This window comes from Variovorax sp. KBS0712, from assembly GCF_006323185.2.
Classification (GTDB): Bacteria; Pseudomonadota; Gammaproteobacteria; order Burkholderiales; family Burkholderiaceae_C; genus Variovorax; species Variovorax boronicumulans.
The window spans coordinates 3,497,085-3,520,977 of sequence record NZ_VCCD02000001.1 but is presented as its reverse complement, the minus strand read 5'-3'; the positions used below and the strand labels follow the sequence as shown (position 1 = coordinate 3,520,977).

General features: G+C 65.9%; 22 protein-coding genes and 1 tRNA gene. 11 read left to right on the top strand and 12 right to left on the bottom strand.

Going from position 1 to position 23,893, the window contains the following annotated elements:
* The first annotated feature begins 115 nt into the window (after window positions 1-115).
* From secA to FFI97_RS16370, 5 genes are read left to right on the top strand one after another with little or no spacing between them, the layout of a single operon-like run.
* Window positions 116-2,902: a preprotein translocase subunit SecA gene (gene secA, locus FFI97_RS16390; protein WP_139700124.1), complete on the top strand. Its 2,787-nt coding sequence runs from the start codon at window positions 116-118 to the stop codon at window positions 2,900-2,902.
* Window positions 2,903-2,937: 35 nt separating this feature from the next.
* Window positions 2,938-4,167 carry a bifunctional glutamate N-acetyltransferase/amino-acid acetyltransferase ArgJ gene (gene argJ / locus FFI97_RS16385; RefSeq protein ID WP_139700126.1) on the top strand — a complete coding sequence of 410 codons (1,230 nt, stop codon included), beginning with the start codon at window positions 2,938-2,940 and terminating at the stop codon, window positions 4,165-4,167.
* Window positions 4,164-5,039: an ATP-binding protein gene (locus FFI97_RS16380; RefSeq protein ID WP_062474537.1), complete on the top strand. Its 876-nt coding sequence runs from the start codon at window positions 4,164-4,166 to the stop codon at window positions 5,037-5,039. The genes argJ and FFI97_RS16380 overlap by 4 nt, the downstream gene beginning before the upstream one ends.
* Window positions 5,036-5,494: an NUDIX domain-containing protein gene (locus FFI97_RS16375; RefSeq protein WP_070063620.1), complete on the top strand. Its 459-nt coding sequence runs from the start codon at window positions 5,036-5,038 to the stop codon at window positions 5,492-5,494. The genes FFI97_RS16380 and FFI97_RS16375 overlap by 4 nt, the downstream gene beginning before the upstream one ends.
* Window positions 5,495-5,531: 37 nt before the next feature.
* Window positions 5,532-7,496, top strand: a complete 1,965-nt coding sequence (locus tag FFI97_RS16370; protein ID WP_139700128.1) for an acyltransferase family protein — start codon at window positions 5,532-5,534, stop codon at window positions 7,494-7,496.
* Between the two features lie 39 nt (window positions 7,497-7,535).
* Here FFI97_RS16370 and FFI97_RS16365 read toward each other — a convergent pair whose 3' ends face one another.
* The 10 genes from FFI97_RS16365 to FFI97_RS16320 form a co-directional block, all read right to left on the bottom strand.
* Entirely contained in the window at window positions 7,536-7,745 is a 210-nt protein-coding gene (locus tag FFI97_RS16365) for a DNA gyrase inhibitor YacG (protein ID WP_062474531.1), read from the bottom strand.
* Window positions 7,746-7,753: 8 nt separating this feature from the next.
* Window positions 7,754-8,509, bottom strand: a complete 756-nt coding sequence (gene zapD / locus FFI97_RS16360) for a cell division protein ZapD (protein WP_070063618.1) — start codon at window positions 8,507-8,509, stop codon at window positions 7,754-7,756.
* A 36-nt stretch (window positions 8,510-8,545) separates the two neighbouring features.
* Window positions 8,546-9,577 carry a hypothetical protein gene (locus FFI97_RS16355; protein WP_062474527.1) on the bottom strand — a complete coding sequence of 344 codons (1,032 nt, stop codon included), beginning with the start codon at window positions 9,575-9,577 and terminating at the stop codon, window positions 8,546-8,548.
* Window positions 9,578-9,583: 6 nt separating this feature from the next.
* Window positions 9,584-11,077, bottom strand: a complete 1,494-nt coding sequence (locus tag FFI97_RS16350; RefSeq protein WP_139700130.1) for an MBOAT family O-acyltransferase — start codon at window positions 11,075-11,077, stop codon at window positions 9,584-9,586.
* 76 nt (window positions 11,078-11,153) lie between these two features.
* A complete protein-coding gene (coaE, locus tag FFI97_RS16345) occupies window positions 11,154-11,765 on the bottom strand; it encodes a dephospho-CoA kinase (RefSeq protein WP_185993620.1) in 612 nt (203 codons plus the stop codon).
* Between the two features lie 13 nt (window positions 11,766-11,778).
* On the bottom strand, window positions 11,779-12,744 hold the full coding sequence (locus tag FFI97_RS16340; RefSeq protein WP_139700133.1) for a prepilin peptidase: 966 nt from the start codon (window positions 12,742-12,744) through the stop codon (window positions 11,779-11,781).
* Window positions 12,744-13,973: a type II secretion system F family protein gene (locus FFI97_RS16335; RefSeq protein ID WP_139700134.1), complete on the bottom strand. Its 1,230-nt coding sequence runs from the start codon at window positions 13,971-13,973 to the stop codon at window positions 12,744-12,746. The genes FFI97_RS16340 and FFI97_RS16335 overlap by 1 nt, the downstream gene beginning before the upstream one ends.
* A 24-nt stretch (window positions 13,974-13,997) precedes the next feature.
* A complete protein-coding gene (gene pilB / locus FFI97_RS16330) occupies window positions 13,998-15,731 on the bottom strand; it encodes a type IV-A pilus assembly ATPase PilB (RefSeq protein WP_062474518.1) in 1,734 nt (577 codons plus the stop codon).
* Between the two features lie 115 nt (window positions 15,732-15,846).
* A tRNA-Pro gene (locus FFI97_RS16325) sits at window positions 15,847-15,923 on the bottom strand.
* 52 nt (window positions 15,924-15,975) lie between these two features.
* Complete coding sequence (locus FFI97_RS16320) at window positions 15,976-16,968, bottom strand: polyprenyl synthetase family protein (RefSeq protein ID WP_139700392.1); 993 nt, start codon at window positions 16,966-16,968, stop codon at window positions 15,976-15,978.
* Between the two features lie 182 nt (window positions 16,969-17,150).
* Here FFI97_RS16320 and rplU point away from each other — a divergent pair, with 182 nt between their 5' ends.
* From rplU to proB, 4 genes are all read left to right on the top strand, one after another.
* A complete protein-coding gene (gene rplU / locus FFI97_RS16315) occupies window positions 17,151-17,462 on the top strand; it encodes a 50S ribosomal protein L21 (protein WP_062474515.1) in 312 nt (103 codons plus the stop codon).
* A 12-nt stretch (window positions 17,463-17,474) separates the two neighbouring features.
* On the top strand, window positions 17,475-17,735 hold the full coding sequence (gene rpmA / locus FFI97_RS16310; RefSeq protein WP_013543198.1) for a 50S ribosomal protein L27: 261 nt from the start codon (window positions 17,475-17,477) through the stop codon (window positions 17,733-17,735).
* 72 nt (window positions 17,736-17,807) lie between these two features.
* Window positions 17,808-18,884: an Obg family GTPase CgtA gene (gene cgtA, locus FFI97_RS16305; RefSeq protein ID WP_062474512.1), complete on the top strand. Its 1,077-nt coding sequence runs from the start codon at window positions 17,808-17,810 to the stop codon at window positions 18,882-18,884.
* 80 nt (window positions 18,885-18,964) lie between these two features.
* Window positions 18,965-20,104, top strand: coding sequence for a glutamate 5-kinase (gene proB, locus FFI97_RS16300; RefSeq protein WP_062474510.1), 1,140 nt, complete (start codon window positions 18,965-18,967; stop codon window positions 20,102-20,104).
* 34 nt (window positions 20,105-20,138) lie between these two features.
* Here proB and FFI97_RS16295 read toward each other — a convergent pair whose 3' ends face one another.
* Both FFI97_RS16295 and FFI97_RS16290 read right to left on the bottom strand, forming a co-directional pair.
* Entirely contained in the window at window positions 20,139-20,732 is a 594-nt protein-coding gene (locus FFI97_RS16295; RefSeq protein WP_139700136.1) for a CNP1-like family protein, read from the bottom strand.
* Entirely contained in the window at window positions 20,680-21,348 is a 669-nt protein-coding gene (locus tag FFI97_RS16290) for an RNA pyrophosphohydrolase (RefSeq protein ID WP_062474507.1), read from the bottom strand. Before FFI97_RS16290 ends, FFI97_RS16295 begins: the two co-directional genes overlap by 53 nt.
* Before the next feature lie 135 nt (window positions 21,349-21,483).
* Here FFI97_RS16290 and FFI97_RS16285 point away from each other — a divergent pair, with 135 nt between their 5' ends.
* Together FFI97_RS16285 and FFI97_RS16280 are read left to right on the top strand one after the other, a co-directional pair.
* On the top strand, window positions 21,484-23,229 hold the full coding sequence (locus tag FFI97_RS16285; RefSeq protein WP_139700138.1) for a proline--tRNA ligase: 1,746 nt from the start codon (window positions 21,484-21,486) through the stop codon (window positions 23,227-23,229).
* The gene (locus FFI97_RS16280; protein WP_062474504.1) at window positions 23,226-23,882 is read left to right on the top strand and encodes a lytic transglycosylase domain-containing protein; all 657 of its coding nucleotides are present in this window, start codon (window positions 23,226-23,228) and stop codon (window positions 23,880-23,882) included. Before FFI97_RS16285 ends, FFI97_RS16280 begins: the two co-directional genes overlap by 4 nt.
* The last annotated feature ends 11 nt before the right edge of the window (window positions 23,883-23,893 follow it).

Genomic DNA, 23,893 nt, shown 5'->3' with positions numbered 1-23,893 from the left:
CTTCGAGACTTGCGAAGCTTGCATTCGAAGAAGGTGCGCCCAACTGCTTTCACCATATCTTAGGGAATCCGGTCGCAGTGCCTGTCGTGTCAGGTGCCCGCCCCTCTCCACGCCCATGGCAACCAACTTCCTGACCCAGATCTTCGGCAGTCGCAACGACCGGCTCCTCAAGCAGTATCGCAAGACGGTGACGCGCATCAATGCGCTCGAACCCGAATTCGAAAAGCTCAGCGACGACGCGCTGCGCGCCAAGACGCAGGAATTCAAGGACCGCATTGCCAAGGGCGAGTCGCTCGACGACCTGTTGCCCGAAGCCTTCGCCACCGTGCGCGAAGGCTCCAAGCGCGTCATGAAGATGCGCCACTTCGACGTCCAGCTGCTCGGCGGCATGGCGCTGCACAACGGCAAGATCTCCGAAATGCGCACCGGCGAAGGCAAGACGCTGACCGCCACGCTGCCCGTGTACCTGAACGCGCTGTCCGGCAAGGGCGTGCACGTGGTCACGGTGAACGACTACCTGGCCAACCGCGACGCGACCTGGATGGGCCGCCTGTACAACTTCCTGGGCCTGTCGGTGGGCATCAACCTGCCGCAGATGCCGCGCGAGGAAAAGCAGGCCGCCTACGGCAGCGACATCACGTACGGCACGAACAACGAGTACGGCTTCGACTACCTGCGCGACAACATGGTCTACGAGCCCGGCGACCGGGTGCAGCGTGGCCTGAATTTCGCGATCGTCGACGAGGTGGACTCCATCCTGATCGACGAGGCCCGCACGCCGCTGATCATCAGCGGCCAGGCCGAAGACCACACCGACCTGTACCTGGCGATCAACAAGGTGGTGCCGCTGCTCAAGAAGCAGGAAGGCGAAGCTGATCCGCGCACGGGCGAGGGCGTCACGGTGCCCGGCGACTTCACGGTCGACGAAAAGACCCACCAGGTGTTCCTGACCGAAGACGGCCACGAGAACGCCGAGCGCATCCTGGGCGAGCTCAAGCTGATTCCCGAAGGCGCGTCGCTGTACGACCCGGCCAACATCACGCTGATGCATCACCTGAATGCCGCGCTGCGTGCCCGCCACCTGTACCACCGCGACCAGCACTACGTGGTGCAGCAGGGCGAAGTGGTCATCGTCGACGAATTCACCGGCCGCCTCATGAGCGGCCGCCGCTGGAGCGACGGCCTGCACCAGGCCGTGGAAGCCAAGGAAGGCGTCGAGATCCAGGCCGAGAACCAGACGCTGGCCTCGATCACCTTCCAGAATTACTTCCGCCTGTACGGCAAGCTGGCCGGCATGACCGGCACGGCCGACACCGAGGCCTACGAGTTCCAGGAAATCTACGGTCTCGAGACCACGATCATTCCGCCGAACCGCATCAGCAAGCGCGACGACCAGCTCGACCGCGTCTACAAGACCACGCGCGAGAAATACGAGGCGGCGATCCAGGACATCCGCGAGTGCTATGAGCGCGGCCAGCCGGTGCTGGTGGGCACCTCGTCCATCGAGAACTCGGAAATCATCGATGCCCTGCTCGAGAAGGCAGGCCTGCCGCACCAGGTGCTCAACGCCAAGCAGCACGCCCGCGAAGCCGACATCGTCGCGCAGGCCGGTCGCACGAAGATGATCACCATCGCGACCAACATGGCCGGCCGCGGTACCGACATCGTGCTGGGCGGCAACATCGAGAAGATGATCGAGGCGATCGAGGCCGACGAAGGCCGCGACGAAGCCACCAAGCAGGCCGACATCGCCCACGTGCGCGCCGAGTGGACCAAGGACCACGAGTTCGTGAAGTCGCTGGGCGGCCTGCGCATCATCGCCACCGAACGCCACGAGTCGCGCCGCATCGACAACCAGCTGCGCGGCCGTTCGGGCCGCCAGGGCGACCCGGGCTCCTCGCGCTTCTACCTGAGCCTGGACGATCCGCTCATGCGCATCTTCGCGGGCGACCGCGTGAAGGCGATCATGGACCGCCTGAAGATGCCCGACGGCGAAGCCATCGAGGCCGGCATCGTCACGCGCAGCATCGAGAGCGCGCAGCGCAAGGTCGAGGCGCGCAACTTCGACATCCGCAAGCAGCTGCTCGAATACGACGACGTGTCGAACGACCAGCGCAAGGTGATCTACCAGCAGCGCAACGACATCCTCGACGCGGCCGACCTCACGGCGCAGATCGCCGCGCTGCGCGAAGGCTGCTTCACCGACCTCGCGCGCCAGTACGTGCCGCGCGAATCGGTCGAGGAGCAATGGGACCTCGACGCCCTCGAGAAGAGCCTGTTCAGCGAGTGGGGCATCGACATGCCGCTCAAGCAGCAGGTCGAGGCCGCCGATGCCATCTCCGACGAGGAAGTGGTCGAGAAGATCGTGGCCTACGCCAACGAGAGCTTCGACGCCAAGGTCACGCTGATCGGCCAGGAGAACTTCACCCAGTTCGAACGCATGGTGCTGCTGCAGAGCATCGACACCCACTGGCGCGAACACCTGGCCTCGCTCGACTACCTGCGCCAGGGCATCCACCTGCGCGGCTATGCACAGAAGCAGCCCAAGCAGGAATACAAGCGCGAGGCCTTCGAGCTCTTCGGCCAGCTGCTCGACTCGGTCAAGAACGAAGTCACGCGCCAGCTCATGACGGTGCGCGTGCAGTCGGGCGAACAGCTCGAGCAGGCGGCCGAGGAAATGGAAAGCCGCGGCGAAAACGTCTCGAACATCACCTACACCGCGCCCACCGAGACCGGCGAGGTCGAGGTGCGCGTCGACGAAGAGAACCAGCGTCGCCTGGCGGCCGTCGGCACGGGCGCCCTGAGCGCCGAAGCCGCCGCCTTCGCGCGCGTCGGCCGCAACGACCCCTGCCCCTGCGGCAGCGGCAAGAAGTACAAGGCGTGCCACGGCAAGCTGAGCTGAGCTGAAGTCCCGCACCTTTCATTGAGAGAAATCCCATGCCCGTGAACCTGTCCGCTCCCGATCCCGCCGCCTTGTTCGCGGTGCCCGGCGTCCGCATCGGCGTGGCCGAAGCCGGCGTGCGCAAGGCCAACCGCAAGGACCTGACCGTCGTGCTGATCGACGAAGGCTCGGCGGTCGGCGGCGTGTTCACGCAGAACCGCTTCTGCGCCGCCCCGGTGCAGGTCTGCCGCGACCACCTGAAGGCCAACTACGGCATTCGTGCGATGGTGATCAACACCGGCAACGCCAACGCCGGCACCGGCGAAGACGGCCTGATGCGCACGCGCTCGACCTGCATCGCGCTGGCGCGCCACCTGGAGCTGGCACCCGAGCAGATCCTGCCGTTCTCGACCGGCGTGATCATGGAGCCGCTGCCCGTGGACCGCATCGAGGCCGGCCTGCCGGCCGCGCTGGCCGACGCGTCGGAAAACAACTGGGGCCGTGCCGCCGAAGGCATCATGACCACCGACACGATCCCCAAGGCGTTCAGCCGCCGGGTGCAGATCGGCGGTGCCACCGTCACGATCACCGGCATCAGCAAGGGCGCCGGCATGATTCGCCCGAACATGGCGACCATGCTCGGCTTCATGGCGACCGACGCGAAGATCGACCCGGCGCTGATCCAGCCGCTGGCCACGCAGCTGGCCGATGCCTCGTTCAACCGCGTGACCATCGACGGCGACACCTCGACCAACGATTCGTTCGTGGTCATCGCCACGCAGAAGGCCGCACACGCTCCCATCACCTCGCTCGACTCGGCCGACGGCCAGGCGCTCGTCGCCGCGATGCGCGACGTGGCCCGCCTGCTGGCGCAAGCCATCGTGCGCGACGGCGAAGGCGCGACCAAGTTCATCACCATCCAGGTCGACGGCGGCAAGGACGGGGCCGAGTGCCGCCAGGTGGCCTACGCCGTGGCGCATTCGCCGCTGGTCAAGACCGCCTTCTTCGCCAGCGACCCGAACCTGGGCCGCATCCTGGCGGCCGTCGGTTACGCCGGCATTGCCGACCTCGACCAGACCGGCATCGACCTGTTCCTCGATGACGTGCACGTGGCGGTGAAGGGCGGACGCAATCCGTCGTACCGCGAGGAAGACGGCCAGCGCGTGATGAAGCAGAGCGAAATCACCGTGCGCATCGGCCTGGGCCGCGGCGCCGCCAGCGACACCGTGTGGACCTGCGATTTCAGCCACGAATACGTCACGATCAACGCCGATTACCGGTCATGAACGAGCAGTTCCAGAAGCTCATCGAGCGCGCCGAACAGCTCATCGGCCGCATCGAATCGATCCTGCCGCAGCCGCTGGCCGCGCCGACCGACTGGAGCGCCTCCATCGCGTGGCGCTACCGCCGCCGCAGCTCCGGCCATGGCGTGCTGGAGCCCGTGAAGCACGTGGCCACGATGGCGCTCGATTCGCTGAGGGAAATCGACGTCCAGAAGGAAAAGATCGAGCGCAACACGCGCCAGTTCGTCGAAGGCAAGCCGGCCAACAACGTGCTGCTGACCGGCGCGCGCGGCACGGGCAAGTCGTCGCTGATCCGCGCCTGCCTGCAGGCCTACGCGCCGCAGGGCCTGCGCCTGATCGAGGTCGACAAGGCCGAGCTCACCGACCTGCCCGACATCGTCGAGGTGGTGTCGCAGCGTCCCGAGAAGTTCATCGTCTTCAGTGACGACCTGAGCTTCGACGAGGGCGAGCCGGGCTACAAGGCGCTCAAGTCGATCCTCGACGGCTCGATTGCCGCCTCGACGCCCAACGTGCTGATCTACGCCACCAGCAACCGGCGCCACCTGCTGCCCGAGTACATGAAGGACAACCTCACGTACAAGCACACGGACGACGGCGAGGTGCATCCGGGCGAGGTGATCGAAGAGAAGATTTCGCTGTCGGAGCGCTTCGGCCTCTGGGTGAGCTTCTACCCCTTCAGCCAGAACGAATACCTGACGATCGTGGGCCAGTGGCTCTCGTCGTTCGGCGTCGACGACGCGGCCATCGCGGCGGCGCGGCCCGAGGCGCTCGTGTGGGCGCTGGAGCGCGGCTCGCGCAGCGGCCGCGTGGCCTACCAGTTCGCGCGCGACTACGCAGGGCGGGCCGGCGCGTGAGCGAGGCTGTGACATCGGCGCGCAAGCACACCGAAGTGGCCGTCGGCGTGCTGATCCGGCTGGCCGACGAGGCGCTGCTGCTCACCACGCGCCCCGAAGGCAAGGCCTATGCGGGCTACTGGGAGTTCCCGGGCGGCAAGATCGAAGCCGGCGAGACGGTCGAGGAAGCCCTGCGCCGCGAGCTGCAGGAAGAACTGGGCATCACCATCGGCGGCGCCGAGGTCTGGAAGGTCACGGAGCACGACTACCCGCACGCGCTGGTGCGCCTGCACTGGTGCAAGGTGACGGACTGGACCGGCGAGTTCGAAATGCGCGAAAGCCAGGCCATGGCCTGGCAGCAACTGCCGCTCGACGTGGCGCCGGTGCTGCCGGGCGCACTGCCGGTGCTGGCGTGGCTGGTCGAGGAACGCGGCCTGCCCGCGTCGGCCGCCGAGGCGGTGTCGACCGTCGCCTGACGACGCACGGCACGACCGTGGTCCAGAAGTAAGAGATATGCATCCCAAGTACCGTGCCGACATCGACGGCCTGCGCGCCGTGGCCGTGGCCTCGGTCGTCATCTTCCACGCGTTTCCGAAGCTGCTGCCGGGCGGCTTCATCGGCGTCGACATCTTCTTCGTGATCTCGGGCTTCCTGATCACGACGATCATCATGCAGAGCCACGCGGCCGGCGATTTCAGCTACCGCGATTTCTATGCGCGGCGCATCCGCCGGATCTTCCCGGCGCTGATGCTGGTGCTGGCGGGCGTGCTCGCCTTCGGCTGGTACGTGCTGCTCAACAAGGAATTCGTCGAGCTGGGCAAGCAGGCGCTGGGCGGCGTGGGCTTCGTGGCCAACTTCGTCTTCTGGAGCGAGGCCGGGTATTTCGACACGGCCGCCGAGACCAAGCCGCTGCTGCACCTGTGGTCGCTGGGCATCGAAGAACAGTTCTACATTTTCTGGCCGCTGCTGCTCGGGCTGGCCTGGCGCCGTCGCTGGCCGATCGTGCGCGTGCTGTGGGTGCTGGCGGTGGTGTCGTTCCTCATCAACGTGACGACGATCCATCCGTTCCGTACGGCGGCCTTCTATTCGCCGGCCTCGCGCTTCTGGGAACTCATGGTGGGCGGCATCCTGGCCTGCATGCGGATGAAGCCGTCGGCGCCGAGCGTCTGGCGCAGCCATGTGCAGTCGGTGCTGGGCGTGGGCCTGATCGTGCTGGGCCTCGTGATGATCCGCAGCGACAAGGCCTTCCCCGGCTGGTGGGCGCTGCTGCCGACGCTGGGCGCGGTGAGCTGCATCGCCGCCGGCCCGACGGGCGTGTTGAACAAGTACTTCCTGTCGAACCGCGCGATGGTGTGGATCGGCCTGATCAGCTATCCGCTGTACCTGTGGCACTGGCCGCTCCTGGTGTACGCGCGGATCGTCAAGGGCGCGGAGCCGTCGGTGGGCACGCGCGTGACGATGGTGGTGGCCAGCGTGCTGCTGGCCTGGCTGACCTATCGCTTCATCGAACGGTTCACGCGGGCCCGCCTGGGCGCGGGCATGCTGCGCACGCTCGTGGGCACCGGCGCCTTCGTGGCCGTGGCCGGCGTGGCGGTGCTCAACGGTTTGCCCGCACGCCACAACAGCGAGCTGCTGCAGAAGGTGACCGACGCGACGGTGGACGGCGACTACTACGCCGGCTTCTCCTCCGAAAACTTCGGCCCCTACGCGGTGAATCGCATCGGCAACGGCGCCCGCAAGGTGCTGCTGATCGGCGACAGCCACGTCATCGAGTACGGCCCGCGTGCCGCGGAGCTGGCACGCCTCGCGCCCGAGCGCATGGCGACCACGTACTTCTTCACCTACGGCGCGTGCCCGGCCATTCCGAACGTCTTCGCCGAGCAGAACCCCGGCTGCGGCCCGGCCCGCGACCAGTGGATGGCGATGGCGCGCGACCCGCAGATCGACACGGTGCTGATCGGCAGCTGCTGGAACTGCTACTTCACGGGCGATTTCCCGCTGGACTACGTGCTGCGCGCGAACGGCGCGTCGCTCTCCCTGACCCGCGGCGACCGCGCCGGCATCGAGCCCTCGCTGGTGGCGCTGCAGGCGTGGGTGACCGAGCTGGTCAAGCAGAAGAAAAAGGTCTATCTGCTGCTGGACAACGCGCTGGGCGACGACTTCGAGCCGCGCCGCATGATCGAGGGCAGCCGGCTGCGCACGCTCTCGGTGGTGGGCAATTCGCCGACCGCGCCCGTGCTCGCCGACCAGGTGAAGCTCAACCAGCGGCTCCTGCAGATCGCGGCCGCCAGCGGCGCGGAGGCGATCGACGTGCTGGGCGCCCTGTGCAAGGACGGCCAGTGCCCGCGGACGATGCCCGACGGTGCGCCGGCCTACAAGGACCACGGCCATCTGCGGCCCGCGTTCACGCGGCAGTTCGCGACCTACCTGGACAAGGTGTTCCTGGAAGAGGGCGTGCAGCCCGCGGCGGCCAACTGACGACCCCGCAGCCTTGGGCTGCGGCGGCGTGCAGCCAATCTATTGCTGCAGCTTGGGATCGCCGAAGGGCTCTTCGTCGGGCGGTGTCTCCGCCGGCATCCTGAATTCCTCGGTCGCCCAGGCGCCGAAGTCGATGCCCTTGCAGCGTGCGCTGCAGAACGGCCGAAACGGGTTGCGCTCCGCATAAATGCTGTCGCCGCCGCAGGTCGGGCAGCGGACGATGCGTTCGTCTTCTTTCTTCTTGCTCACACCGGGCCTCACGCGCAGAGGGTCAGTTCGAAGGGGGTGTCTTCCGTGCTCGGGTGCAGGCGGTCGTCGGCCTCGTGCCGCATGAGCCGCACCGAGACCATGAGGCGGTTGCCGCTGATTTCCGGGACCAGGCCCAGCTTGGGATCGATGCGCAACCGCAGCAGCTGGAAGCTGCGCCCCTGAGGCAGGTTCTGCTGGAACTGCCCGTGGGTGGCGATCACCTTGTAGGGCACGTCGGCGTCGCGCAGCAGCTTGAGCAGCAGGTAGATCGACGAGGCCAGCGGCGACAGCGTGTTCGACCAGCGTTCCAGGTCGGCGCGGCGGCTGGCCGGCGTGCGGTGCTGCCACGCGTAGTAGGCGGGCAGGTCGAATTCGCAGGTGCCGCCCGGAATGCCGGCGCGGCTGCGGATGCTCATGAGCCACTCGTTCTCGGTGAGTGCCTGTCCCGCCTTGCCGGCCACGCCGTTGAGCGCGCTGAAGTTGCGTTCGAGCTGGTCGACCACCTGGTTCAGCACCGTCTCGGCGATAGCCGGATTGCCCCGGTAGCTGTTGAAGACGTTCTTGTGCTTGTCGAGGTCGCGCAGCACGTCGGCCTTGAGGTCGGCGCGCGCCGCCACGTCCATGATCTCGAAGATCGTGACCAGGGCGTAGTGGTGCGAAAGCGGCGATTCCGAGGGCACCAGTTCCCCGAGGCGACGGAACAGATGCTCCAGCCTCAGGTACGTGCGGATGCGCTCGTTGAAGGGGTACTCGTAGAGGATCACGCGTATTTGTCGGTTTCCTGTCGCGGAATCATAACTTCAGGGCGATTTGGAAGGGGGGGTGGGCATCACTTCGCGCACCGCGGCCAGCATGCGCTCGCCGAGTGCGAGCTGTCCGTGCATGGACATGTGCGTGTCGTTCGAGAAGTAGAAGTCGCGGATCTGCGTGTGCTTTTCGCGGGTGAAGGCGTACAGGTCGGGGCCCAGCTTCGCGTCGCGGAAGCCGCTTTCGAAGTCTTTCGAGAAATCGGGCTTGAGGTAGACCGTGGTCTTGTTGGGCACCACCATCCACAGGAGCGGGATGGTGCTGTGCGCAGCGGTGAAGTTCTTCATTCGCGCCAGCGTGTCGGAGGTCAACGGGCCATTGTCCTCGTCTTCCTGGAAGAAGGGCATCCGGTCGCACTGGCGATGCGAGAAGAATTTGCAACCGTCGGGGACTTTCCTTACCCAGGTGTCACGATCGAAATAGGTGTCTACCGGCGAGTTCTTGGCCTTCCACGTGTGGTAGTAGGTCACGACGCCGGTCATGTACTGCACTTCCCAGTTGGGCGCGAAGGCGGGCACGGTCTCGTCGGGCTCGATGAGGGGCTCGGCCTTGGCGCTGTAGGGGAAGATGGTCTTGCCGTCCTTGCAGCGCTCGCTGTAGCGCATGCGCATGTCCAGCAGGCGCTCCACGCTTTCGATGATGACCAGCTTGCCCTTGAAGCCGGAGTCGTGGACCCACTGGCTGAAGTCGCCGCACAGCGATTCGCCGTACTGGCCCCAGTACGAGGTCGAGACCCGGTAGCCGGCCTTGGCGAGCACGGACTGCCAGCGGTGCGTCATGGAGAAGCTGTCGCCGACGACCATCACGTCCGCCTGTTCGATGGGTGTGCTGGCGAGGTAGACCGGGTCGACCTTGGGCGGCGGGTCGCGCCAGCCGAACTCGCGTTCGGACAGGCGTCCGATGCGCGTGAGGTCGCCGTAGGGCACCGGGCTGGTGAGCGAAATGATCCACAGGGCCATCAGGACGAAGTAGCCGAAGAGGAAGAACCGCAGCCAGACTTTCGCGGGCGTCGTGGTCGTCGTCATGTCGAATCAGAATTGGAAATAGAGGAAGGGGCTGTAGCCGCCCAGCTTCGAAACGCACCACGCGAACAGTGCGAAGGTACCGATGGCGAGCACCACGGTCGACAGGCGGGCCATCACCGGGCGGCCGGCCATCGACTTCGGATGGGGAATCCAGCGCTCCAGGGTGATGGTCGGCGGCAGCGTCAGGCAGATGACGATCGCCACCAGCATGAGCTGGAAGAACTCCGGCTTGCGGAACGGCACCTTGCCGAACTCGCTGAACGCCGAGACCGGCGCGCCGTGCAGGCCCAGCATGCCCTTGTAGATGGACATGGCCGTGTTCATGCCGTCGGCGCGGAAGACGATCCAGGCCACCACCACGCACAGGAAGGTCAGCAGCCAGCCCAGCACGCGCGCGATGCGCCCCGGGGTGGCGTTGCGACGGACCTTGGCGTTCCAGAGGTGGTTGACCATCAGGAACGCGCCGTGCATCGCGCCCCAGACCACGAAGGTCCAGGCCGCACCGTGCCACAGGCCGCCCAGCAGCATCGTGAGGAACAGGTTCAGGTAGCGCCGCGCCGGGCCCTTGCGGTTGCCGCCCAGCGGCACGTAGAGGTAGTCGCGCAGGAAGGTCGACAGCGAGATGTGCCAGCGGCGCCAGAACTCGATGATGTTGGTCGACTTGTAGGGCGAGCGGAAGTTGAGCGGCAGCTGCACGCCCAGGCACATCGAGAGGCCGACGGCCATGTCCGAGTAGCCCGAGAAGTCGAAATAGATCTGCAGCGTGTAGGCCAGCGCACCGAACCACGCGGTGTACAGCGTGGGCTCGATGCCCTTGTGAACGCCGTTGAACATCAGGTCGGCGTACTGCCCCATGGGGTCGGCGATCAGCAGTTTCTTGGCGAGGCCGAAGACGAAGATCGTCAGGCCGATGGCGACCTTGTTCGGGTCCATCCGGTAGGTCGCGGGGTTCGCGAACTGCGGCATCATCTGCGCGTGGTGAAGCACCGGGCCCGCGATCAGGTGCGGGAAGTAGGTGACGAACAGCACGTAGTGGATGAAGCTGCGCTCGTGCACCTTGCCCTGCCAGCAGTCGACCAGGAAGGCGATCTGCGTGAAGGTGTAGAACGAGATGCCGATCGGCAGCACGATGTGCACCAGATCGATCGGCGTGAGACCCGCGGCGACCAGCCCCGCGTCGACGTTTTCCAGGAAGAAGTTGGCGTACTTGAAGACGGCCAGCACGCCCAGGTTGATCACCAGTGAGGCGATCAGCAGCGTCTTGCGCTTGCGGTCGTTGCGCCCCGGCGCGGGCGTCAGCTGCAGGCCGAACCAGTAGTTGACGCAGATGGAACCCAGCAGCAGCGGCAGGGCCTGCACGCTCCACCAACCGTAGAAGAACAGCGAGGCCAGTCCGAGGAAGCCGGCGGCGGCGCGGGCGTTGCGTTTGCCGATCAGGAAGAACCCGATCAGGACCAGCGGGAAATAGAAAAAAATGAAGGGATACGAGTTGAAAAGCATCTCGGGGAGGGCACTGCAGGGGCGAGCGCCTTTTTGTCGTAATCGTTATAGAGCCGCCGGGGCGGCTGGTCTCGGATTATCGCGTGGTGGCCGCAGCCCACAGCTTCCAGAGACCCCGCACCTCGGTGCCCAGTTCCGCGAGCGTCAACGACTCGTTGTAAATCACGGCGTCGGCGGCGGCCCGGCGCGCCTTGCGCGGCGCCTGCTGGGCGATCACGGCGCGCACGGCCTCGGGCTCCCATCCCGAGCGTGTGACCACGCGCTGCAGCTGCGTGTCTTCGCGGGCATCGACCACCAGCACGCGGTCCACGAGGGCGCGCCAGCGGCCGGATTCGACCAGCAGGGGGACGTCGAACACGACGACCGCATCGTCGCCCGCTGCGGCGGCCTGGCGTTGGGTCTCGGTGCCGATCAGCGGATGCAGGATCGCTTCGAGGCGGGCCTTGGCACCCGCGTCGGCGAACACGATCTGGCGCATGGCGGCCCGGTCGAGGCTGCCATCGGGTGCGATGACGGAGGGGCCGAACGCGGCTTCGATGGCAGGCATCGCGATGCCGCCGGCCTGCGCGATGCTGCGTGCGATGGCGTCGGTATCGACCAGCACCGCCCCTTCGGCCACCAGCAGCGACGCGACCGTGCTCTTGCCGCTGCCGATGCCGCCGGTCAGGCCGATGCGCTTCACCGCCATGCCGCTGTCGTTCTCAAAGGGCCAGGGCCCCGAAAGGGAAGGCGAAGGGAATCCACTGCTTGACGACGGCGGGACCGGCCACGAGGCAGATCAGGCCGGCGCCGGCCAGGAACGGGCCGAAGGCGATGGGAATGTCCTTGTGGGCCAGCTTGCCGGCAAAGCGCAGCGTGAGGCCGATCACCGCGCCCACCACCGACGAGACGAGGATGATCGCAATGAGGTAGTCGGCGCCGAGCCAGGCGCCCAGAGCGGCGAGCAGTTTGAAGTCCCCATGTCCCATGCCTTCCTTGCCTGTGGCCAGGCGGTAGGCATGGTACACAAGCCACAGGCTCAGGTAGCCGAACACGGCGCCCCAGACCGCGGCGTTCAGGCTGACGCCGGTCCAGCCCATGGCGGCACCGACCAGGCCGAGCCAGAGCAGCGGGTAGTTCATGGCGTCGGGCAGGAACTGGGTGTCGAAGTCGATCAGGAACTGGCAGATCAGCACGGCGCCGAAGGCCGCCCAGAGCGCGCCCGTGGGGGTGATGCCGAAGCGGTGTGCACACAGGGCGAACAGCGCGCCCGTGATCAGCTCGACGAGCGGGTAGCGGGGGCTGATCGAGGTCTTGCAGCTGGCGCACCGGCCACGCAGCACGAGGTAGCTGAGCACGGGGATGTTCTGGTACCAGCGGATCTTGTGGCCGCACGCGCCGCAGCGCGAGGCGGGGCGCGTGAGATCGAAAGGCGGGAGTTTCTCGAGCGCTTCGGCGGCCTTGTCGGCGGCCGCCTCGAGCCCTGCAGGCGGCACGGCCTTCGGGCCGAAGACCAGCGACCAGAGCGAAGGCATGTCCTTCGACGACATGAGGTTGGCGACCGCATCGCTCAGCCAGCCCCGGTACATCATGACCGGGGTGCGGTAGATCACCACGTTGAGGAAACTGCCGATCAATAGCCCCAGCACACCGGCCAACGCGGTGTCGAACCCTTGCGACGCCAGCATCAGACGACCTGGCCGAGCTTGAAGATGGGCAGGTACATCGACACCACGATGCCGCCGATGATGACGCCCAGGAACACGATGATGATGGGTTCCATCAGGCTGGAGAGGCCGGCCACCATGTCGTCGACTTCGGATTCGTAGAAGTCGGCGGCCTTGCCGAGCATGTGATCGATCGAGCCCGATTCCTCGCCGATGGCCGTCATTTGGATCACCATCGAAGGGAACAGGTTGACGTTGGTCATGGCGGCCGTGAGGCTGGTGCCGGTCGAGACCTCCTGCTGGATCTTGGCGGTGGCGTCACCGTACACCGAGTTGCCCGACGCGCCGCCCACGGAGTCGAGCGCCTCCACCAGCGGTACGCCGGCTGCGAACATGGTCGCGAGCGTGCGGGTCCAGCGGGCGATGCAGGATTTCTCTATCAGCGTGCCGAAGATCGGGAGGCGCAGCAGCAGACGGTCCATGAATTTTTGGACGCGTTCGTTGCGTTTCCAGGCCTGCAGGAAGAAGTAAGTCCCGCCGCCGATGACTCCAAAGATCAGCCACCAGTAAGAAACGAAGTACTCGCTGATGGCCATCACAATCAGCGTCGGTGCGGGTAGGTCGGCGCCGAATGAAGTGAACACTTGCTTGAAGGCGGGAATCACGAAGATCATGATGATCGCCACCACAATGAAGGCTACGACGACCACTGAGGTTGGGTACATCAACGCCGACTTGATCTTCGACTTGATCGCTTCGGTTTTCTCCATGTACGTCGCGAGACGATCCAGCAACTCCTCCAGAATACCGGCCGCTTCCCCGGCTTCCACGAGGTTGCAATAGAGATTATCGAAGTACTTCGGAAACTTGCGAAAAGCAGCCGACAGCGAGGTGCCGGTCTCGACATCGCTGCGGATGTCGTTCAGCAGCTTGGCGACGCTCGGGTTCGCGTTGCCGCGGCCCACGATGTCGAAGGACTGCAGCAGCGGCACCCCAGCCTTCATCATGGTCGCGAGCTGGCGCGTGAAGATCGCGATGTCCTTGGGCTTGATCGCCTTGCCCGAGCGCATGCGGCGCTTCTTGATCTTGGACGCCAGCACGCCCTGGCGACGCAAGGCCGCCTGCACCTGGTTCTCCCCGGCGGCGCGAAGCTCGCCGCGCACCAGCTTGCCGTTGCGGTCCTTGCCTTCCCATTCGAAGACGAATTCCTTGTGCGTGACCTGGGAGCGGGAGGATGCCACTGTTGCCATTCGATCTCCGGTTCAGTGTGTTCGTTATAGGTTGGTGCAGGCGACGACTTCTTCGAGCGAAGTGAGGCCCTGCATGACTTTGCGAAGGCCGGACTGGCGCAGCGAGCGCACGCCTTCGGCTTCGGATTGGTTCGCGATGTCCAGCGCACTGCCGTCGCGCAGGATGATTTCCTGGATGGCTTCCGAAATCGGCATCACCTGGTAGATGCCGACCCGGCCCTTGTAGCCGCCGCTGCAGGCGGCGCAGCCGACCGGGCGGTAGGGCTTCCAGGTGCCGTTGATGTCTTCCTCCTTGAAGCCGGCATCGAGCAGGGCTTCGCGCGGGATGTCGATCGGTGCACGGCACAGCATGCACAGCCGGCGCGCGAGGCGTTGCGCGGTGATCAGGATCACGCTCGACGCGATGTTGAACGGCGCGATGCCCATGTTGCGCATGCGCGTGAGCGTGGTCGGGGCGTCGTTGGTGTGCAGCGTCGACAGCACCAGGTGACCGGTTTGCGCGGCCTTGATCGAGATGTCGGCGGTTTCGAGGTCGCGGATTTCGCCGACCATGATGATGTCGGGATCCTGCCGCAGGAAAGCACGCAGCGCGGCCGCGAAGGTGAGGCCGGCCTTCTCGTTGACGTTGACCTGGTTGACGCCGGGCAGGTTGATTTCCGACGGGTCTTCCGCCGTCGCGATGTTGACGCCCGGCTGGTTGAGCAGGTTCAGGCAGGTGTACAGCGACACGGTCTTGCCCGAACCCGTGGGGCCGGTCACCAGCACCATGCCGTAGGGGCGGCCGATGGCGTGGAGGAGCCGTTCTTTCTCGTCGGCGTCGTAGCCCAGGGCGTCGATGCCCATGCGCGCGCTGCTCGGGTCCAGGATACGCACGACGATCTTCTCGCCGAACAGCGTGGGCAGCGTGCTCACGCGGAAGTCGATCACGCGGTCGGGCCCGATCTTGAGCTTCATGCGGCCGTCTTGCGGCACGCGTTTTTCCGAGATGTCGAGCCGCGAAATGACCTTGATGCGCGAGGCCAGCTTGTCCTTGATGACCGTGGGCGGACTGGCGATTTCGCGCAGCTCGCCATCGACCCGAAAGCGCACCCGGTAGTGGTGTTCGTAGGGCTCGAAGTGGATGTCCGAGGCCCGCATGCTGACGGCGTCGAGCAGCATCTTGTGCAGGAAGCGCACCACGGGTGCGTCCTCGACTTCGGCGATGGCCTGCTCGTTGGCATCGCCCGAGGTGTCGGCCGTGACATCGTCGAATTCGAACTCGGTGCCGACGATGCTGTTGATGGTTTCAGCCGCGCTCGCTGCAGCGGCTTCGATCATGCGCGAGAGCTTGTCGTACTCGGCGATGACCCAGTCCACGCCCATCTGCGACGCGAACTTGATTTTCTCTGCAGCCTGCTGGTCCGACGGGTCGGCCGTCGCGACGATCAGGCGGTTGTTGCGCTTGCTGAGAACGACGATGCGGTAGGCATGGCAGAGCTTCGGATCGAGCAGGTCCTTGGGCAGGCGCTGGTGATCGATGGCATCGAGGTCGAGCAGCGGGGCGCCGAAGGCGCTTGAGAGGGTGTGGGCGAGGTCTGCGGCCGAGACGGCGCCGGTGCCGGTCAGTTCGGCGATGAAGCTGGTGCGGCCGCTCAGCGACTTCTGGTAGATGTCTTCGGCTGTCTTCGCCGCGAGCTTGCCGGCCGACACGAGGGCGCGCGCCAAGCCGGGAAGGGCGATCTGCGTAGTTTCTTTAACGGGAATTTCGGCAGCGGCCATTCAGCGAATGCAAAAGATGTGAAAAAGTGCTTCACGATCATCGCTGAACACGCCTGTGCTGTAAATCGTTACACAGCAACAGGGGCTGACATTAACTGGACCAGTCGAGAAAAACTGGTCGGGGTGAGAGGATTCGAACCTCCGGCCTCTACGTCCCGAACGTAGCGCTCTACCAGGCTAAGCTACACCCCGATTGGTTGCAAGAAAAAGAACTCGTCCTAGATGCCAACTCTGTGGAGGTGTTTCAGGCACGTCGCTCAAGCAACTGAGCCGCCAATTGTAGCAAACCTGAAGCGTGCAAATTCGACGGAAGGTCGCGCAATGCATGAATTGCGCGTTCGGCCTCTGCTGCAGCGGCTGCGCGCGAGGCTTCCAGCGCGCCGGTTTCGCGAACGATCTCCACGATTTTCCCCAGCTGCGCGGTGTCGCCGGCTTCGATCGCGGCGCGCACCAGTGCGCTTTGCTCTGGAGTGCCGCGTTGCATGGCAAAGATCAGTGGCAAGGTGGTCTTGCCTTCGCGCAGGTCGTCGCCGACGTTCTTTCCGGTTTCCTGCGCATCGCCTGCGTAGTCGAGCACATCGTCGATCACCTGGAAGGCTGTGCCCAGCGCCTGTCCGTAGGTGGCGCAGGCTTCTTCGACTTCGGGCGTCGTGCCGGCCAGCACGGCCGCCAGCCGGGTGCTGGCCTCGAAGAGCTTGGCGGTCTTGGAGCGGATCACGCGCAGGTACGCCGCTTCGTCCAGCGAGGCGTCGTGCATGTTCATCAGCTGCAGCACTTCGCCTTCCGCGATCACGTTGGTCGCTTCGGCCAGGATCTGCATGATGCGCATGTTGTTTGCATCCAACATCATCTGGAAGGCGCGCGAATACAGGAAGTCGCCCACCAGCACGCTGGCGGGGTTGCCGAAGGATTCGTTGGCGGTGGCGCGGCCGCGGCGCAGGGTCGATTCGTCGACCACGTCGTCATGCAGCAACGTGGCGGTGTGGATGAACTCCACCACGGCCGCCAGGTTGAAGCGCTGTTCACCGGTGTAGCCGAGCGCGCCTGCCATGAGCAGCAGCAGCGCCGGGCGCAGCCGCTTGCCGCCGGCCGAGATGATGTATTGCGAAACCTGGCTGACCAGCGGAACGCCGGTATTGATGCGTTGGGCGATCACACGGTCGACTTCGACCATGTCGCCGGCAATCAGGTCCAGCACGGTGGCGGTGGGGGAGGTGTCGGCGGCGGGAACTGGCAAAGCGAAGGCGCGGGGCGCTGCGAGGATGAGGGCGGCCCTGGAGGCCGGAACGCGCGAATTATAGGGAGCCGTGCACGATTCCCTGGAGCGTCTCAGCGTCGGGGTGGTGAGTGTTCGCAAACCGCGCTATAATCTTGGGCTCTGCGGAATTCGCTGCGGAGACTCATTTCTAAGAGGTTTACATGTACGCGGTCATAAAAACCGGCGGCAAGCAGTATCGCGTTGCTTCCGGCGAGAAAATTAAAGTAGAACAGATTGCTGCGGACGTAGGCCAGGAAATCGTGATCGACCAGGTTCTGGCTGTCGGAAACGGCGCTGAAATCAAGGTCGGCACGCCCCTGGTGTCCGGCGCAACGGTGACAGTCACGGTGCTGTCGCACGGCCTGCACGACAAGGTTCGCATCTTCAAGATGCGCCGTCGCAAGCACTATCAAAAACGTCAAGGCCATCGCCAGCAGTTCACCGAACTGCAAATCGGCGCGATCGCCGGCTAAGGAGCACATTCCATGGCACAGAAAAAAGGCGGCGGCTCCACGCGAAACGGGCGCGATTCCAAGCCCAAGATGCTCGGCGTGAAGGCCTTCGGCGGCGAACTGATCAGCGCAGGCTCGATCATCGTGCGCCAGCGCGGCACCCAGTTCCACCCCGGCGTGAACGTCGGCGTGGGCAAGGACCACACGCTCTTCGCCCTGGTCGACGGCCACGTGTCGTTCGGTCACAAGGGTGCGCTGAACAAGCACATGGTCAACGTGACGCCCGCGGCCTAAGCCCCGCAGTCACTTCGATCTTTCCGAGGCCCCGCATTGCCGGGGCTTCTTCATTTGTAAACTGGACATCCCATGAAGTTCGTCGACGAAGCCTTCATCGACATCGCCGCGGGCGATGGCGGCAACGGCTGCGTGTCGTTCCGTCATGAGAAGTACAAGGAGTTCGGCGGCCCCAACGGCGGCGACGGCGGCCGTGGCGGCCACGTGTTCGCGGTGGCCGACTCGAACCTCAACACCCTGGTCGATTTCCGCTACTCGCGCCGGCACGAAGCCAAGCGCGGCGAGCACGGCATGGGCTCCGACATGTTCGGTGCCGCCGGCGACGACATCGTCCTCAAGATGCCCGTCGGCACGATCATCACCGACGCTGAAACGGGTGAGGTGTTGTACGAGCTGCTCAAGGACGGCGAGGTCATCACCATCGCCAAGGGCGGCGACGGCGGCTTCGGCAACATGCGCTTCAAGAGCGCGATCAACCGTGCGCCGCGCCAGAAGACGCCCGGCTGGCCCGGCGAGAAGAAGAGCCTCAAGCTCGAACTCAAGGTGCTGGCCGACGTGGGCCTGCTGGGCATGCCGAATGCCGGCAAATCGACGCTGATCAGCGCCGTTTCGAACGCCCGTCCGCGCATTGCCGACTATCCCTTCACCACGCTGCACCCGAACCTCGGTGTCGTGCGCGTCGGCCCCGAGCAGAGCTTCGTGGTGGCCGATTTGCCCGGTCTGATCGAAGGCGCCTCGGAAGGCGCTGGCCTCGGTCACCTGTTCCTGCGTCACCTGCAGCGCACCCGCCTGCTGTTGCACGTGGTCGACATGGCGCCGTTCGACGACAGCGTCGATCCGGTCGCCCAGGCCAAGGCGCTCGTGGCCGAGCTCAAGAAGTACGACGCGGCGTTGCACGAGAAACCGCGCTGGCTGGTGCTGAACAAGCTGGACATGGTGCCGGACGACGAGCGCGCCGCGCGCGTCAAGGACTTCGTCAAGCGCCTGCGCTTCAAGGGCCCGGTCTTCGAGATCTCGGCGCTCACGCGCGAAGGCTGCGAGCACCTGATCAAGGCCGTGTACCAGCAGGTCAAGGCGCAGCAGGTGGCCGAGCACGAAACCGTCGTGGTCGATCCGCGCTTCGTTCCGCTGCCGCCCGAAGGAAACTGAGGGCGTCGCGGCACCTTCGGTGCTGCAAAATGGATAGCAAGCAGCGCAGGCTGCATTCCTGAAACACGCCTTCTTTCTTCATGACCTCGAATTCCGGTTCCACTGCCTTGCGGGATGCCCGCCGTATCGTCGTCAAGGTGGGCTCCAGCCTCGTGACCAACGAGGGCCGCGGCCTCGACGAAGGTGCCATCGGCGAGTGGTGCCGGCAACTGGCCGAGCTGGTGCGCGACGGGCGCGAAGTGGTCATGGTGTCGAGCGGCGCGATCGCCGAGGGCATGAAGCGCCTGGGCTGGAAGACCCGTCCGCACGAAGTGCACGAGCTTCAGGCGGCGGCGGCCGTCGGGCAGATGGGCCTGGCCCAGATGTACGAGACCAAGCTGCGCGAGAACCAGATCGGCAGCGCGCAGGTGCTGCTCACGCACGCCGACCTCGCGGACCGCGAGCGCTACCTCAACGCACGCTCGACCCTCGTCACCTTGCTGCGCCTGGGCGTGGTGCCGGTGATCAACGAGAACGACACTGTGGTCAACGACGAGATCAAGTTCGGCGACAACGACACGCTGGGCGCGCTGGTCGCCAACCTGGTCGAGGCCGATGCGCTGATCATCCTGACCGACCAGAAGGGCCTGTACACGGCCGACCCACGCAAGGACCCCGACGCCAAGTTCGTGCACGAAGCCGCTGCCGGCGACCCGGCGCTCGAAGCCATGGCCGGCGGCGCCGGCTCGAGCATCGGGCGGGGCGGCATGATCACCAAGATCCTCGCGGCCAAGCGCGCGGCGGGTTCCGGCGCTTCGACGGTCATCGCCTGGGGCCGTGAAGCCGACGCGCTGCTGCGGCTCACGCGCGGCGAATCGATCGGCACGCTGCTGGTGGCGCAGACCGCCAAGCACCAAGCGCGCAAGCGCTGGATGGCCGATCACCTGCAATTGCGTGGTGCCGTCATCGTCGACGCCGGTGCGGCTGCGAAGGTGCGCGGCGAAGGCAAGAGCCTGCTGCCGATCGGCATGACGGGTGTGTCGGGCGAGTTCTCGCGCGGCGACGTGATCGCGGTGCGCGACGTCGACGGCGTTGAGCTGGCCCGTGGGCTGGCCAATTATTCGAGCGTGGAGGCCCGGCTGCTGTGCCGCAAGCCGTCGGCCGAGTTCGAGCGGCTGCTGGGCTACGCGGCCGAGCCGGAGATGGTGCACCGCGACAACATGGTGCTGATGCCCGGTTGATCTTCAGGGCGGGGCGCCATGCCCCGCCGCTGCTTCAGGGCAGCTCGCGCAGCGGGTTGCGGATGTTCTGCACCATCTCGTTGACCGAGCTGCGCGGCGCGTTGCCGCGGCACAGGCCCTGCGACGCCAGCGCCGGCACGTAGCTGGAGTTCATGTCCCTCACGCGCTTCCACTCGGGCGACTTCGTTTCCTGCCAGGCGCCGTTGTTGTAACGGGCATAGCTCTTCATCTCCGCCGTCGAGCAGCGCACGCCTTCGTAGAACGCATTGACGGCGCCACCGGCCCGGTTCTGCGCCACCACCACGTAGCGCACGATGCCGTCCTTCGTGATGGCGATGGTGTTCGGATCAACGCCGAACTTCAGCGTCATGTAGGGCGGCATCGCGATCGGCAGCAGACGGCTTTCGCTGAAGGCGGGCGGCGGCGGCACCGCAGTTTCTTCCCACTCCTTGTCCTGCTCGGTGCTCTTGGGCGCCGGTGGCATGCCGGCCTGGGCCCAGTCGGGGTTGTCGGTGTCGTAGCCGCGGGAGGCGCAGGCGGCCAGCAGGCTGACGCAGGCGATGACGAGCGCACGCTCAGCGTGGCGTCGGGAAAGAAGAGGGCGCGCTGTTCTTGGGAGGAGGTTCATCGCTCGCAGAAGGAATGTCGGGATGCGGGTCGAAGCTGCCGCCGGGCGGCAGATCGAGGCCTGCGGGTGCTCCATGGTCCAGCGTGTGGCGCTCGAATTCTCGGGCGCGCACGTTGCTGCGCAGGAAGCGGTTGCGGAAATCCTGCCGGGGCAGGTAGCGAGCAAGCTCGGTAAGCGCCATCTCGTAGACGCCGCGCTTGAACTCGACGACCACGTCGAGCGGGACCCAGTAGTCATGCCAGCGCCAGGCGTCGAATTCGGGATGGTCGGTGGCACGCAGGTTGAGATCCCAGTCGTGGCCGACAAGTTGCAGCAGATACCAGATCTGCTTCTGGCCTTTGTAGTGGCCCCGTGCGTCACGGCGGATGAACCGATCCGGCACCTCGTAGCGCAACCAGTCGCGGGTACGGGCCACGATGCGCACATGCTCCGGGTGGAGCCCGACTTCCTCGTGCAGTTCCCGGAACATGGCTTGCTCGGGACTTTCGCCACGGTCGATGCCGCCTTGCGGAAACTGCCAGGAATGCGTGCGTATGCGCTTGCCCCAGAAAACCTGGTTTCTCTGGTTGAGCAGGATGATGCCGACGTTGGGCCTGAAGCCGTCCCGGTCGAGCATAATCAAACCCCAATTTTTGAACTGAGTCGATTATGCATGCCGGGTTGCACTCGGCAAGCGACCGGTTCCGGGCTCTCAGGGTCTCTCCGGGGTGCCTGTCTCCCTCCTCACTTCGAACCCACCTGCGCGATCCCGATGAAAGCTTCCCGATTTTTTGTCTCCACCCTGAAGGAAGCGCCCGCTGACGCCGAGGTCGCGAGCCATCGGCTCATGATGCGCGCCGGCATGATCAAGAAGCTCGGCACGGGCATCTACACGTACATGCCCATGGGCCTGCGCGTGATCCGCAAGGTCGAGGCGATCGTGCGCGAGGAAATGAACCGCGCGGGCGCCGTCGAGCTCACGATGCCCGTGGTGCAGCCGGCCGAGTTCTGGCAAGAGACCGGCCGCTTCGACAAGATGGGCCCCGAGCTGCTGCGCATCAAGGACCGCCACGACCGCGACTTCGTGATCCAGCCCACCAGCGAAGAAGTGGTGACCGACATCGCGCGCCAGGAAATCCGCAGCTACAAGCAGCTGCCGAAGAATTTCTACCAGATCCAGACCAAGTTCCGCGACGAGCGCCGTCCGCGCTTCGGCCTGATGCGCGGGCGCGAGTTCATCATGAAGGACGCCTACAGCTTCGACCGCGACCTCGACGCGGCCAAGGCCAGCTACCAGGTGATGGCCCAGGCCTACCGCAACATCTTCGACCGCTTCGGCCTGCGCTACCGCGCCGTCGCGGCCGACAGCGGCGCCATCGGCGGCGACCTGAGCGAAGAGTTCCAGGTGATCGCCGCCACCGGCGAAGACGCCATCGTCTACTGCCCCGACAGCACCTACGCCGCCAACATGGAAAAGGCCGAGGCGCTGGCCCCGGCCGGTCCGCGTCCTGCCGCCGCCAACGCGCTCGAGAAGACGCCCACGCCCGGCAAGAGCACCTGCGCCGACGTGGCCGAACTGCTCGGCGTGCCACTGGCCACCACGGTCAAGTCGCTGGTGCTGGCCACCGATGTCCTCGACGCGGCCGGCAACATCCAGGGCGCGCAGATCTGGCTGCTGCTGCTGCGCGGCGACCATGACATGAACGAGATCAAGGTCAGCAAGCTGCCCGGCCTGGACAAGGGCTTCCGCTTTGCCACCACCGCCGAGATCGACGAGCACTTCGGCTGCAAGCCGGGCTACCTCGGCCCGCTGAACCTCAAGAAGCCCGTCAAGCTCGTGGCCGACCGCGAGGCCGCCGTGCTGGCCGACTGGATCACCGGCGCCAACGAGATCGACTTCCACATGACCGGCGTCAACTGGGGCCGCGACCTGCCCGAGCCCGACCTGGTCGCCGACCTGCGCAACGTGGTCGCCGGCGACGCCTCGCCCGATGGCAAGGGCGTGCTGGCCATCGAGCGCGGCATCGAGGTGGGCCACGTCTTCGTGCTCGGTACCAAGTACAGCAAGGACATGAACGCCACCTACCTCGACGAAGGCGGCAAGCCGCAGTTCCTCGAGATGGGTTGCTACGGCATCGGCATCACGCGCCTGCCGGCCGCCGCCATCGAACAGAACCACGACGAGCGCGGCATCATCTGGCCCGACGCGCTGGCGCCGTTCACCGTGGTGGTCTGCCCGATCGGCATGGACCGCAGCCCCGAGGTCAAGGTCGCGGCCGAAGCGCTCTACGAAGAGCTGCTGGCCAAGGGCGTCGACGTGCTGCTGGACGACCGCGGCGAGCGCCCGGGCGCGATGTTCGCCGACTGGGAACTGATCGGCGTGCCGCACCGCGTGGTCATCTCCGACCGCGGTCTCAAGGAAGGCCAGCTCGAGTACCAGGGCCGGCGCGACACCGCCGCCACCAAGGTGCCCGCGGCCGGCATCGCCGACTTCATCGCCGGCAAGCTCGCGGCATGAGCGTGGCGGGGGGCCTTTCGCGACGCAGCTGCCTGCTGGGCAGCGTTGCGGCAGGCGCCCTGACGACGCTGGCGCTGCCCCAGGTGGCCTGGGCCGGCGCGCAGATCGAAGAGCCGCTGATCGACTCGGTGCGCACCGCGCTGAGTTCGGCCATCCACAACAAGGCGCCGCCGGTGCCGCAGTTCGCCGACACCGAGGCCCGCCTCGCGTACCTGCGGTGGCTCGGCGAGATGAGCGAGCGCCTGCGCAAGAAGGTCGCCGACCCGGCCACGCGCATCGAGTTCCTGCAGACCGTCTGGTACGAGGCCAAGCGCTCGGGGCTCGACGTGAGCCTGGTGCTGGGCCTGATCCAGGTCGAGAGCAACTTCCGCAAGTTCGCGGTCTCCAGTGCGGGCGCGCGCGGCTACATGCAGGTGATGCCGTTCTGGACCCGCGTGATCGGCGACAGCGATTCGGCCAAGCTGTTCCACATGCAGACCAACCTGCGCTTCGGCTGCGTGATCCTGCGCCACTACCTCGACCGCGAGAAGGGCGACCTGTTCATGACGCTGGGCCGCTACAACGGCAGCCGGGGCCGCGCGCCGTACCCGAACGCGGTGTTCGCGAACCAGCGGCTGTGGGCTTACGTCGACAGGGACCGCTCGGCGGCCTGAAGGCAGCCGCG

Bases quoted from the DNA above. Each gene is read 5' to 3' on its own strand.
- argJ (WP_139700126.1), top strand. From the start codon at position 2,938: ATGCCCGTGAACCTGTCCGCTCCCGATCCCGCCGCCTTGTTCGCGGTG.
- secA (WP_139700124.1), top strand. From the start codon at position 116: ATGGCAACCAACTTCCTGACCCAGATCTTCGGCAGTCGCAACGACCGG.
- FFI97_RS16355 (WP_062474527.1), bottom strand. From the start codon at position 9,577: ATGACGACGACCACGACGCCCGCGAAAGTCTGGCTGCGGTTCTTCCTC.
- rpmA (WP_013543198.1), top strand. From the start codon at position 17,475: ATGGCACAGAAAAAAGGCGGCGGCTCCACGCGAAACGGGCGCGATTCC.
- proB (WP_062474510.1), top strand. From the start codon at position 18,965: ATGACCTCGAATTCCGGTTCCACTGCCTTGCGGGATGCCCGCCGTATC.
- FFI97_RS16370 (WP_139700128.1), top strand. From the start codon at position 5,532: ATGCATCCCAAGTACCGTGCCGACATCGACGGCCTGCGCGCCGTGGCC.
- FFI97_RS16290 (WP_062474507.1), bottom strand. From the start codon at position 21,348: ATGCTCGACCGGGACGGCTTCAGGCCCAACGTCGGCATCATCCTGCTC.
- pilB (WP_062474518.1), bottom strand. From the start codon at position 15,731: ATGGCCGCTGCCGAAATTCCCGTTAAAGAAACTACGCAGATCGCCCTT.
- rplU (WP_062474515.1), top strand. From the start codon at position 17,151: ATGTACGCGGTCATAAAAACCGGCGGCAAGCAGTATCGCGTTGCTTCC.
- coaE (WP_185993620.1), bottom strand. From the start codon at position 11,765: ATGGCGGTGAAGCGCATCGGCCTGACCGGCGGCATCGGCAGCGGCAAG.
- FFI97_RS16335 (WP_139700134.1), bottom strand. From the start codon at position 13,973: ATGGCAACAGTGGCATCCTCCCGCTCCCAGGTCACGCACAAGGAATTC.
- cgtA (WP_062474512.1), top strand. From the start codon at position 17,808: ATGAAGTTCGTCGACGAAGCCTTCATCGACATCGCCGCGGGCGATGGC.
- FFI97_RS16285 (WP_139700138.1), top strand. From the start codon at position 21,484: ATGAAAGCTTCCCGATTTTTTGTCTCCACCCTGAAGGAAGCGCCCGCT.
- FFI97_RS16380 (WP_062474537.1), top strand. From the start codon at position 4,164: ATGAACGAGCAGTTCCAGAAGCTCATCGAGCGCGCCGAACAGCTCATC.
- FFI97_RS16295 (WP_139700136.1), bottom strand. From the start codon at position 20,732: ATGAACCTCCTCCCAAGAACAGCGCGCCCTCTTCTTTCCCGACGCCAC.
- FFI97_RS16280 (WP_062474504.1), top strand. From the start codon at position 23,226: ATGAGCGTGGCGGGGGGCCTTTCGCGACGCAGCTGCCTGCTGGGCAGC.
- FFI97_RS16340 (WP_139700133.1), bottom strand. From the start codon at position 12,744: ATGCTGGCGTCGCAAGGGTTCGACACCGCGTTGGCCGGTGTGCTGGGG.
- FFI97_RS16350 (WP_139700130.1), bottom strand. From the start codon at position 11,077: ATGCTTTTCAACTCGTATCCCTTCATTTTTTTCTATTTCCCGCTGGTC.